Source organism: Ignatzschineria sp. 22MB058224, assembly GCF_058188435.1.
In genome coordinates this window covers 1,573,614-1,586,218 of sequence record NZ_CP187366.1, presented here as the reverse complement: position 1 = coordinate 1,586,218, position 12,605 = coordinate 1,573,614, and the positions used below count along the sequence as shown (strand labels likewise).

Annotated in this window: 9 protein-coding genes; 7 read left to right on the top strand and 2 right to left on the bottom strand. The window is 38.8% G+C overall.

Translation table 11 applies throughout. The features are described 5' to 3' along the window. Positions 1-211 precede the first annotated feature (211 nt). Entirely contained in the window at positions 212-1,360 is a 1,149-nt protein-coding gene (gene yiaY, locus ACPF7B_RS06935) for an L-threonine dehydrogenase (RefSeq protein WP_490505095.1), read from the bottom strand. 237 nt (positions 1,361-1,597) lie between these two features. After that, the gene (locus ACPF7B_RS06930) at positions 1,598-2,332 is read right to left on the bottom strand and encodes an ion channel (protein WP_490505094.1); all 735 of its coding nucleotides are present in this window, start codon (positions 2,330-2,332) and stop codon (positions 1,598-1,600) included. A gap of 265 nt (positions 2,333-2,597) precedes the next feature. On the opposite strand from ACPF7B_RS06930, the gene ACPF7B_RS06925 reads away from it, so the two are divergent. The 7 genes from ACPF7B_RS06925 to ACPF7B_RS06895 all read left to right on the top strand — a co-directional run bounded on the left by ACPF7B_RS06925 (position 2,598) and on the right by ACPF7B_RS06895 (position 12,585). Then, positions 2,598-3,404, top strand: coding sequence for a putative hydro-lyase (locus ACPF7B_RS06925; RefSeq protein ID WP_490505093.1), 807 nt, complete (start codon positions 2,598-2,600; stop codon positions 3,402-3,404). A 142-nt stretch (positions 3,405-3,546) separates the two neighbouring features. Next, on the top strand, positions 3,547-5,196 hold the full coding sequence (locus tag ACPF7B_RS06920; protein ID WP_490505092.1) for a type I restriction-modification system subunit M: 1,650 nt from the start codon (positions 3,547-3,549) through the stop codon (positions 5,194-5,196). Between the two features lies 1 nt (position 5,197). Then, positions 5,198-6,403: a restriction endonuclease subunit S gene (locus ACPF7B_RS06915; protein ID WP_490505091.1), complete on the top strand. Its 1,206-nt coding sequence runs from the start codon at positions 5,198-5,200 to the stop codon at positions 6,401-6,403. 67 nt (positions 6,404-6,470) lie between these two features. After that, the gene (locus tag ACPF7B_RS06910; RefSeq protein WP_490505090.1) at positions 6,471-7,139 is read left to right on the top strand and encodes a restriction endonuclease; all 669 of its coding nucleotides are present in this window, start codon (positions 6,471-6,473) and stop codon (positions 7,137-7,139) included. Between the two features lie 59 nt (positions 7,140-7,198). Next, positions 7,199-8,353 carry a hypothetical protein gene (locus ACPF7B_RS06905; RefSeq protein WP_490505089.1) on the top strand — a complete coding sequence of 385 codons (1,155 nt, stop codon included), beginning with the start codon at positions 7,199-7,201 and terminating at the stop codon, positions 8,351-8,353. A gap of 78 nt (positions 8,354-8,431) precedes the next feature. Then, positions 8,432-11,518, top strand: a complete 3,087-nt coding sequence (locus ACPF7B_RS06900; RefSeq protein ID WP_490505088.1) for a type I restriction endonuclease subunit R — start codon at positions 8,432-8,434, stop codon at positions 11,516-11,518. A 95-nt stretch (positions 11,519-11,613) separates the two neighbouring features. Continuing rightward, complete coding sequence (locus ACPF7B_RS06895) at positions 11,614-12,585, top strand: hypothetical protein (RefSeq protein WP_490505087.1); 972 nt, start codon at positions 11,614-11,616, stop codon at positions 12,583-12,585. Positions 12,586-12,605 lie beyond the last annotated feature (20 nt).

Here is a 12,605-nt window from a genome sequence, read left to right as displayed (position 1 = left end):
CACAAATTGCTAATAACAGGGTAGAGCCATCGAGAATCAATATCTCGATGGTTTTTTTATTGCTACTACAAAAGATCCTTTCATTAGATTGGCATAAAAATTATTATAAAAACCCCATAAAACTCCCATAAAAACCCCATAAAACCCCATAAAAAACAGCATTCGTAAAAGAATGCTGTTACTTTTTTAAAGTGTTCGGTATTGCTAATAATTACATTGCAGCCTTAAAGATATTTTCAACGTCTGCTTGTGTACCTTGAACAGGATTTGTTGCAGAACAAACATCAAGTAACGCATTTTTTGACAGAAGCGGAATATCTTCTGCTTTTGCATTAAGAAGTGTTAAGTTCGCAGGGATATTGATCGCTGCTGAAAGCTCACGGATTTTTGCAATTGCTGCATCTGCAGCTTGCATATCGCTCATGCCTTCAACATTGATGTGCATTGCTTTTGCCACATCTTTCAGACGACCTGACGCTGCTGATTTATTGAAGTCTAAAACGTGTGGAAGAAGTACAGCGTTACAAACACCGTGTGGTAAGTCATACATACCGCCTAGCTGATGCGCCATTGCATGTACATAACCTAAAGAAGCGTTGTTAAACGCCATACCCGCTAAGAATTGCGCATAGGCCATATTGTCACGAGCTTCGATATTATCGCCATTTTCGACCGCTGTTTGAAGATTATCTACGATTAAAGTAATCGCTTTAAGGGCACAAGCATCCGTAATAGGATTTGCTGCTGTTGAGATATATGCTTCGATTGAGTGGGTTAACGCATCCATCCCTGTTGCCGCTGTTAAGCCTTTTGGCATACCTTTCATCATGTGTGGATCGTTCACAGAAAGAATAGGCGTTGAATTTTTATCAACAATGGCCATTTTAACATGACGCTCTTCATCGGTGATGATGCAAAAACGGGTCATCTCACTTGCCGTACCCGCAGTTGTATTAATGGCAACCATTGGTAATTGTGGTTTTTGTGTTTTATCTAACCCTTCAAATGCACTAATGTCATCGCCATTTGTCGCACAAAGTGCGATTCCTTTAGCACAATCATGTGGTGAACCACCACCAAGTGAAATGACGAAATCACATTTTTCAGTTTTTAAAATTGCTAAACCATCCGCAACATTTTTTGTTGTTGGATTAGGATTTGTACCATCAAAAACAACCGCTTGAATATCTACTTCGTTTAAAAGCTTAATGACTTCATCAGCCATTCCTGATTTAGAGAGAAAATGATCGGTGACGATTAAACCTTTTTTGAAGCCATAGCCTCTTAACGTTGCAACAGCATCTGCAAGGGCGTTTTCACCAATCACGTTTACCGGTGGCATAAAGAAAGTGCTACTCATAATTTTACTCCTTATTTTTAGCGTATCGCTAAGTTGATTTAAAAAAATCACGGTCATATAGCACTGACAAAGATGTTTTTTATTGTCATTACTATATATAAATTTGTAAATTATATAGTATCATTATAAGCCCATTAGATATGAACTTGTAGGGATATATCTGCCCAAAGTTTGATGTATGGCTTTTTTTTAACAATTTTTAAAAAATAGATATTTATAAGTATTTGTAAATATTGATTATTGTGCCGATTTAGAAGCAATTGCTGTTGCTGATTTACTCTTTGAATGATGCGCTTTATCTTTATTGTTCCAGGCTTGAATAAGCGTTGTAATATAGACGGTAAAGATCGGGAAGATGGTAATGCCGGTGATGGCTAATACCACAGTACTCACCTTGCCAACGCCGGTAACAGGGATAATGTTAGAGCCTAATGTTGTCATGGTCATTGATGCCCACCACAGCACATCATAATAGCTTTTCACCATGGGGTTTACAGGCGCTTCAAAGAGGTAAAAGATCAGTGTTTGAATGTAGGCAATAGAGATAAAAATCGAGAGATAAGCGATAAAAAGCCCAGTGATCCGATTACTGATAAGGAGATTGACTAATAAAATGAGTGCTACAACGCCGCGAATAATGGGGAGGAATTTAAGGAGATAGAGCACATTCGTACTGAGATCAACTTGATAGTAGCCTAAAATATTGAGATATGGAATTGATAGCGGTACTAATAGAAAGTAGCGTTTAAAGTACTGCGCTTTGTCATCCGCAATCAGCATTAGTAAAGAAAAGTCGATTAAAAAATAGATACAGATCCAAAACTGCAATCGTGTCGGTGTAACATCTAAATTACGCTGAATATTTGGTAGATCCACAATTGTAATATCGATAATGAGGATAATTGAAGCGATAATCGTGAGTGTGTAGAGTAGTTTTTTTAAAAAGAGGCGAAGATTAAGCGCGCGATTCATGATTAATTAGCCCATATGCCATAAATTTAAATGATTTGTAAAATCTGTTATTCCATCAATTATACGCATATCTCCGGCGAGACGATAGCCGACCAGTAAATGTAATTACAAGGTTTTGCTAATCATTTTATTTATTTTTACGTTGCAGAAAAATATCTTGGTAGGTATTTTTTTACAAAAAATAACAGATGTTTGATAATATTATTCAATATAGTCGTCTTATTTTTAAGTAGTTTTTACTAATGATCAAAGGATTGATTTCGCGATGTCTGATCAATTTACTCGAGAGCTTCTTTACCAACTTCATCCCCAAAAGGTACGAGAATTAATTCGTGAAGGACGTATCCGTCAACCAACGGCTGGCATTTCTGCTGGTTTTGCTCAAGGTAATTTAGTGGTTCTTTCTAAGATACATGCTTATGATTTTCTTCTTTATATTCAGCGTAATGCCAAAATATGTCCAATATTAGAGGTGAGTGATGTCGGATCACGGGAGTTTAAACACTCGGCAAAAGGATCTGATATTGCGCGCGATATTCCTCGTTATTGTCTTTATCGTGATGGTGTTTTAGAAGGTGAAGCGGAATCAGTAGAAAAATATTGGCGCGATGATCTTGTCAGTTTTCTGTTAGGGAGCAGCATTAGCTATGAAATGGCATTGATGGATGCGGGTATCGATGTGCGGCACCTTGAAGATGGATTGAATGCACCGATCTATATTACCAATCAACCGACCCAATCCGCGGGTATTTTTAGTGGACCAATGCTCGTGAGCATGGTTCCCGTTCCTCGACAGAAATTAGTAAAAGCCGTGACAGTAACGAACGCGCTGACTGATGTTTATGGTGCGCCGGTGCATATTGGCGACCCTTCGATGCTTGGGATTACCGATCTATTTAATCCCGATTTTGGTGATACGATCATTTTACGTCCTGATGAAGTACCGGTGTTTTGGTCATGTGGCATTACAGCACAATATACGGCGATCTCTGCCAAACTCGATTTTGTGATTACTCATGCGCCGGGACATATGTTTATCACCGATATTAAAAATGGGGATCTTTTTGCTTAGCTCCCAAAAGAGTAACATGGTGTTTTAAATCATCATTTAAGCGGACAATTGTCCGTATTTGCCCCAATTGATCTTGTAAATCTGCTAGAATCGAGTTTTATTTCATAATGCGTATTCTTACATTTTACAACTGGGGCAAGTTATGTCTGATCAGAACTCGAAAACTTTATATAGCGCACTTTGGGCATCGGCAGATATTCTGCGCTCAAAAATGGATGCCAACGAATATAAAAATTATCTTTTAGGCATTATCTTCTATAAATATCTCTCCGATAAAATGCTCCATTACGCTGCAACACAGCTCGAAGATGAGATCGAAATGCTACTGCCGGCGGAGATATTAGCAAAATTCACCGGCCACGCTCGGGAATCATTAAACTTTAAGCAGGAAGTGTATCGTGCCGCGTATGAAAATCCGGACATTCAAGACGATCTGAAAGATGCGTTAAAGGAGGAGTTCTCCTATGTGATTGCGCCGGAATATACCTTTACCGCACTGATTAGTGCAGTGTTTAGCCAATCTTTCCAGCTCGAAAGTTTACAACAAGGCTTTCGGAATATCGAGCAATCATCCGATGCTTTTGCCAATCTCTTCCAAGATATTGATCTCTACTCCCGTAAATTAGGCTCAACACCTCAAAAGCAGAATGAAACTATCTCCGGCATTATGAAAGCCCTTGCCGAGATCGACTTTGCAGGTCATTCGGGCGATATTCTCGGCGATGCGTATGAGTATATGATTGGGCAGTTTGCCTCCGATTCGGGCAAGAAAGCCGGGGAATTCTACACGCCGCAGCCCGTTGCGGAATTGATGACGAAAATCGTCATTCATGGCAAAGAGGATCAAAAAGGCTTTAGTGTCTATGACCCAACGATGGGCTCAGGTTCGCTCATGCTCAATATTAAAAAAGAGACAACCGAGCCCAATACGGTACTCTATTTTGGGCAGGAGATTAATACCTCTACTTATAACTTAGCGCGCATGAATTTGATGCTTCATGGTGTGCCGATCGCCAATCAACATTTGAGTAATGCCGACACACTCGATGAGGATTGGCCAACCGAAGAGCCCACGAACTTCGATGCGGTGTTGATGAATCCGCCTTATTCTGCGGATTGGAGTGCGGCAAAAGGGTTCTTAGACGATGTGCGCTTTGCCCCTTATGGCGTCTTAGCACCGAAGTCGAAGGCGGATTTTGCCTTTCTTTTGCATGGTTTTTACCATCTTAAATCCAATGGCACGATGGCGATTGTCTTGCCGCATGGTGTTCTATTTCGCGGCGGGGCGGAGGAGAAGATCCGTAAAGTCTTACTGGAAAATGGCCATATCTATGCCGTAATTGGTCTGCCTTCGAATATCTTCTTTAATACTTCCATTCCTACAACGATTATTGTCCTCAAAAAAGATTATGATCAGCGCGATGTACTCTTTATTGATGCCTCAAACGAGTTTGAAAAGGTACGCACGCAAAATATTCTCACCGCCGAGCATATCAATACGATTTTACAAACTTATGTGGAGCGTAAAACGATTGATAAATATAGCTATGTGGCAAGTTTTGAAGAGATTGTTGAAAATGAGTTTAACCTCAATATCCCGCGCTATGTGGATACTTTTGAGCCCGAGCCCGAGATTCCACTTGCCGACATCTCCGCCGATCTTTTAGCCGTTAATAGCGAGCTACAAAGCGCCGAGCAAGAACTCTTTGCCATGCTCGATGAGCTAACCGGCACAACTGCCGAAGCCGAAGCTGAGCTTACCGCCTTTAAAGCAGCACTAAAAGGGGAATAAGATGGCGAAGGATAAAATGAATATTCCTCAAATTCGGTTTAAGGGATTTGAAGGTGAGTGGAGGGGAAAGCTTCTGATAGATATGTCTATCAATAAGAAGTTTAGTAATGGAGTTTTTAATGACCCTAAAAAGGTGGGTAAAGGGTACAAATTAATTAATGTAACCAATATGTTTGATAATCCTTATATTAAGGAAAACAATTTGAGTTTATTAAATTTGTCTGAAAAAGAATTTCATTTGAATAAAGTACAGCAAGGCGACTTATTTTTTACAAGATCATCGTTAGTAAAAGAAGGAATTGCTTGGAGTAACGTATATTTGAATTCTAGTGAGGATGTAACTTTTGATGGACATCTTATTAAATTCACCCCTGATTTAACTAAATATATCCCTTTATTTTTACATTTTAATTTTCGATCTAATTTTGTTAGGAAGCAATTAATTTCTGTTAGTAAAACGGGAACTATGACAACTATTGGTCAAAATGATATAGCAAAAGTAAGTATTTATTTTCCAAATAAAAAGGAACAAACCCAAATCGGTGATTTTTTCCAAAAGATCGATCAGGTGATTGAGCTACAACAAAAGGCACTCGATACAGCGCGTGCTTATAAACAATCGATGTTACAAAAGATGTTTCCACAAAAAGGGGAAAAAGTTCCGCGTGTGCGCTTTGCCGGATTTAGTGGGGATTGGGAGGATTATGCTTTACATAAAATAACAAATAGATTAGATAATTTGAGGAAGCCTGTAACAGCTTCAGAGAGAGTTTTGGGTACTACGCCATACTATGGCGCCAATGGTATTCAGGATTATGTTCAAGGCTATACTCATGAAGGTGAGCACATATTGGTAGCAGAGGATGGAGCTAATAACTTAAGAGATTATCCTATTCAATATGTAGAAGGAAAAATCTGGGTTAATAACCATGCTCATGTTTTAGCTGCTAAAGCTTCCTGTGATGTAAAATTTTTATCTTATGCTCTGAAAAGAATTAACTTTATTCCTTTCTTAGTTGGAGGAGGTAGAGCAAAACTAAATGCTCATATAATGATGCAGATAAAGATGAGAATACCAAAAATAGAAGAACAAACCGCCATCGGCAATTTCTTTCAAAAGCTCGACCAACAGATCGAACAACAAGCGCAGAAACTTGCCACTTATCAACAGCTGAAAAAAGCAATGTTACAACGCATGTTTGTGTAAAGGGGCGATATGGATATCTATAAAATCAGTGCTCATCATTTAGATGCGATTAAAGAGGAGAATAAAAGTGTTTTTTAAAAATTGGTTTAAGGAAAAGAATAGTGTAGAAGATGTTCAAAAAATGCCGGAAATCCGGTTAGCTGATTTACTCGCTTGTGATAGTGATGAACCTTTAGATCTCATCACCGCTATTCAGAATTTAGATATGAGGAAATATGATCGGAATGTTCCACCTCAAGATTTAAATGAGATTGCAAAAGCAATTTTGGAAAAAATAGGGTATAACGCCGAGATTGTCGATGGAATGAGAGATGGCGGGATTGATGTTGTTGGCTATCAAAATAATGTGCGTAAAATCGGCGTGCAATGTAAACAGTGGAATCCTAAAAAGCTCAATAAGCGCATTAGTACTCAGGAAATTAATGCTTTTCGAGGTTCACTTTCGAGTAAAAAAATTGAACAAGGAATATTTATCACGACACACTATTTCGATGATTATGCTCTAAAAGCAGCAGATGATAATTTGATCTTAATTGACCGCCGGCAACTCTACGCACTTTTAACCCGCTTCTTCCCGCAATCAATGAGTAAAATTGCATATACTCAAAATTTAGAAGATCAAGCTAATTGCCGCAATTGCAAAGAAGGAAAACTTTTCAAAATATATCGAGACAAACAGAGTAACTACGATTGGTGCGAATCGTGTCGCACTGTTCCCGGAAGTCGTAAAGAGTAATGATTGTGGATAAAATCATCGAATCATTTGATGAATGTGTGGACGGATAGGAGTATTAAATGACGGTCGAGACGAATGAAGATAATAGAGCAACTACAACGTATGAAGAAAAATCGAAGGAAGCTTTTGATCAAATTGTTGTTATAAAAAATAATATAAAACAGATTGAAGAAAATATATTGGATTATCAGTCTGAAATTTTAGATTTTCACAAAAAAGTCTATGAAGGAAGTGAAGATAATCCATCATGGGAAGAATATTTTGAAAATCTACAACAAAAATTTGAAGAGAATCAAGTTAAGAATGCTGCGATATTAGCTCAATATGAAAAGGATATTGCAGATGTTCAAGAAAAGTATGAAAAATTAGCTTCAGATATAGAAGCAACACATCAAAAAATATTTAAACCACTTGATGGAGAGACGCTTTCTATTGATCAAAAGGTTAATGTTTTATATGAAGAAATAGAGAAAAAAAATAGTGAGTTTGAAGGTATTATTTTAGAAGTTAAAGATGAGCAAAAAGAGTTATTAACTTTTAAAAATGAGATGTTAGGTACGTTTACTGCTGAAGGAAATATTAAAGAAGAAGGTTTGCAACAGAGACTGACTGATTTAGAAAATGAACTACATGTTTTCGATGAGTTACAAAAAACTAAAATTGATGAGTTGAAAAACAAAATAGAATCTCTATTACCTGGGGCGACAAGTGCTGGATTAGCTTTTTCTTATAAAACAGCAAAGGATGAATATGCAACAAAAATATCCAAAACAACTTGTAGATTTAATTTGGGAATAGGCCTCTTATTTGTGGTTGCTTTAGTAATTATTATCTGGGATGCATGCAATAAGCCTGACATTTCAACTGTGAATAGTTTTTTAGTTTATCTATCTTATCGTTTATTACTAATTTCTCCTATTGTATGGTTCACTTCGTACAATGCCTTACAAAATAGACATTTATTCAGATTGCAAGAAGAATACGCACATAAAAAAGCAATTGCAGAGTCATACGAAGGTTTTAAACGACAAGTTGAAAAGATAGATGCTCTTGATGAAGAAACAACAATGCTTAAAGATTTGTTGAGTTCTACTATTAACGCAATTGCCTTTAAAGCCTCTGATGTTCTAGATAAAAAGCACAAAGATGTATTGGGTCCTTATGAAAAAATATTTGAAAACGCCTCAAATTTTAAGGTGAAAAATGGTGATTAATTTAGAAATTCCCCTGAAAAATTTTTTCTTAAATGAATAGGATTTATGTAAACTTGCGTTGCCAGCGAAGAAAAAATAATGGTTAAATTTACAAAAGAAGCAAAGCTTGAAGAGAATCTCATCAATCAATTGATCTCCGGCGAATCACAATGGATTTACCGTGAAGATCTGCGGACCGAAAAAGATCTTTGGGAAAACTTTAAAACGATTTTAGAGCGTAATAATCGTGCGGTTCTCGATGGTCAGAATCTGACCGAGCAAGAGTTTAACCAGATTAAAGCACAGCTCACATTCCCCAACTTTTACGAAGCGGCGATATGGCTTTCGGGGGAAAATGGTGTTGCAAAAGTTCAAGTTCAACGGGAAGATGCAACGCTCGGCACTATCCGCCTGAATGTTATTAATCGTGCGGATATCGCCGGCGGCACGACTGTTTATGAAGTGATTAATCAATATACGAGCCGGCAAGAAGCGAGTCGGGAGCGCCGTTTTGATGTTTCACTGCTCATCAATGGATTGCCGATGATTCATGTGGAACTTAAAAATCGTCAGCATCCCTATATGGATAGCTTTCGGCAGATTAAAAAGTATCTTAAAGAGGAGAAATTTAAAGGGATCTTTTCGAGTGTCCAGATGTTTGTGGTGAGTAACGGCACAGATACCCGCTACATTGCTTCGAGTAATTATAAATATCTTAATGAGAAATTTTTAAGTAAATGGGTCGATGCCAATAACCAACCTGTGACAGATTATCTCGATTTTGCGAAAGAGGTGTTATCTATTCCGCAAGCACATAGAATGGTGACCCAATATTCCATTACCGATCGTGATAAGGAGGCATTAATTTTGCTCCGCCCTTATCAAATTCACGCCATCGAAGCAGTAAAAGATGCTTCAAGATTGCAAGAATCGGGCTATGTTTGGCATACAACCGGCTCCGGAAAGACCTTAACATCTTATAAGGTTGCTTGTAATCTGCTTCAAATACCGGCGATTGATAAAACGATCTTTATCGTGGATCGTGTCGATTTAGATCAGCAAACAACGAGTTCTTTCGCCTCTTATGCTGAGTTTGACCCCATTTCGATCGATGAAACAGATAATGTCAATGACCTAGTCAATCGTCTTGCAAGCGATGATCGAACCGTGATTGTGACGACGATTCAAAAGCTCAATCATCTGATGAAAAGAATGGATGAAGAAGCGATAAGTGAACGTAGTGCCAAGCGTTATGCCAAAATTAAAGCACTAAAAGTGGCTTTTATTGTGGATGAGTGTCATCGAGCGGTTACACCGCAAAAGAAACATGAACTCGATAGAATTTTCCGTTATGCACTTTGGTATGGCTTTACCGGCACGCCCATTTTTGGGGAACTGAATAAGAAAACCACCACCGCAATGCTTTACAGCAGCGCACAAAACAGACCCATAGAAGCCGATAGTGATCGCTCGTGTCTGCATCAATATACCGTAAAAGAAGCGATTAATGATGGCGCGGTTCTTGGATTTCAGATTGAATATAAAAATCCATTTAAAGAGGATATGATCGATGATATCGTGAAGCATTATCATCCGACTAAACAGCTCAAATTACTTTCAAAAGTCGAGAAAGAGCGATTAATTCCTAAAGCACTTTACGAAGAGAAAGAGCATCGCTTAAAAGTGATCGATTCAATTGTAAATCAATCGCGTAGTAAGCTCGGATTCACTACCGAAAATGGTATCGGGAAAGCCTATGGTGCGATCTTAACCGTTTCTAGTATTGCTGCCGCTCAAGATTATTATGCACTTTTTCAAAGCGTGATTGCCGGTAATGAAACGGTGAAAATTAGCGAGCGAACCAAAGCAGTTTTACCCGATTTTCCTAAAGTGGCAATTACGTACTCTATCTCGGAAAATGAGGAGAGCTCTATTGATAATCAGGAAAAGATGGCCGCCTCAATTGCTGACTATAATGCGATGTATGGCACCAGTTACACGCTAGAAACGATTCGCGCGTACAACCAAAATGTGAACTTACGCCTTGCACGCAAACAGGAACGCTATCAGCATCGAAATGAGCAGATTGATATTATCATTGTTGTAGACCGCTTATTAACAGGATTCGATGCACCGGCCATTTCAACACTCTTTATCGATCGCCCGCCGATGAGCGCACCGAATATTATTCAAGCCTTTTCTCGTACTAATCGGCTCTATGATCAAGGGAAAAAGTTTGGGCAGATTGTCACGTGTCAAATGCCGGAAATATTCCGACAAGCAGTGAATGAAGCACTCGTTTTATATTCAAATGGCGGTGAGAATTATCTGCTTGCACCAAGTTTTGAAGAGGCAAAGAAGAATTTGGCCGAAGCTTTTGCCGCACTTAAAAACATCGTACCAACGCCGGCAGTTGTTGATGAACTCTTGATTGAGGAAAAACGAAAATTTGCAAAAGCGTTTCAAGAGCTCGATAAAGCATTGAGTGCGATAAAAACCTATTATGAATTTAAGCCAGAGAGTTTAGCTGATGATTTTGGGATTATCGACAGTGAAATGGAAGAGTATCATGGAAAATATCAGAACGTTCTCGAGGAATTGCGTGAGAATATTGTCGAAGATCCCGAAATTGAGCCGCTCGATATTGAATATGACCTACAAACGCACCATCGCGATGAGATCAATTACCACTATATTTTGTCACTGATTCAACGCTTTGTACCGCAAGAGAATCATGAGCCGGCACAGCAATTTAATAGTCGTGTGAAGTCACAAGAGATCGATGATTATATCGCGCGCTTACGAATTGAAAATGGCAAGCTCGCAGATCTTATGGAACAGCTCTGGCACAATATTCAGCAATCACCCGAGCTCTATCGTGGAAAAAATATTAATGAACTCCTGAATGAGATGATCAACAATACAATTGAGCATTTAGTCGAGAATTTCGCTAAAAAATGGGCAGTCCAACCCGATCAATTACAATTTGTGGTGGATAATTTCAATCCGAGTAAAGTGGATGAGTCCCAAATTGGGGAAGATGATCTCCGTAAAAGTAGTAGTTACGAGCAATATCGAGAAATAACAGAAAAACCGGTGATGCGCTTGCGCTATAATCGCGCGGTAAAAGAAGCCTACACAAAGATGATTATAGACGATATTCTCCCCTTGAGAGTAAAGGGATAATGTTTGAGGTGTGATTCCTGCTTTCGCCGGCAATTGTCGTTATAATGATGGTTTATCCTTTAAATATTTTTAGACGATCACTTATAAAGGGAAAGATGATGACCAAGGCGGATAGCTCAAAACCTTTTTGGCAAACATTGCGCTTTATTTTAAGTAGCTTGATGGTGCTCACCTTCTATTTAGAAAACCTTATCACAAAAGGGGAAGGTGTAAGTGGCGTTTTATTTGCCTTTAATACAACCTTAATCCCGATGTTTGTCTTTATCGCTGGCGTTCTCTCGCAAGGGATGAATCGTAAGGCGATTTATCAAGCGTTTTTGCCAGCGATTATTACCTGTACTGCTTTCCAGCTCATCAATACCATTCCTGTCCTGATTCGTGGGGATTTTTCATGGGCGAATTTTTTCCGATTTCCGCTCGATGGTGTGTGGTTTATTTTGGCAACGCCGATCTGGCAATGGATAAGCTCAAAACATGCTGAGATCATTGGTCATCCCTTTATCACTTTTTTAATCTTGCTATTCATCGGTTTTATTGGGCTTTATTGGCTGCAACCTTATACCAGTTTTGCGCTGATCTTGGGTTATTTCCCAGTCTTTTTTGTGGGGCATCACTTAACTGCTACGCAAATCCAAAAATGGCGCGCGAAAAATCCGTTATTACCGATGATGATCTTCGCGATTGCAATCGGGATCACGATTGTTGTGTTTACACAGTTGCCGCTTGAGCAGGATCTAATGGCACTCTATAACACATCGCTCCTTGATGCCGGCGCGACCTATCTGATCTTTATGTTTCTTAATGCGCTTTACGGTGCGTTTGCGGTCTATTTTGTGCGTTATATCGATTTCTTTGGCACAATCGCACCGAGATCTTTAGGGATCTATCTTATTCACCCCATTTTATGCGTGATTGCACTCTATTTTTTGCAACAAAATGCGTTAGTCCTTAATCTCTCAACGGCCTTTTTTCTTACGTTTTTAACAATCTTAACGGCTGCCGGGCTTGCGAGTATTCCGCCATTTAATTGGTTATTGGCACCCAAATTGCCTTGGCGAAAAGGCTAGTAGTAATGACTTGCTACTAG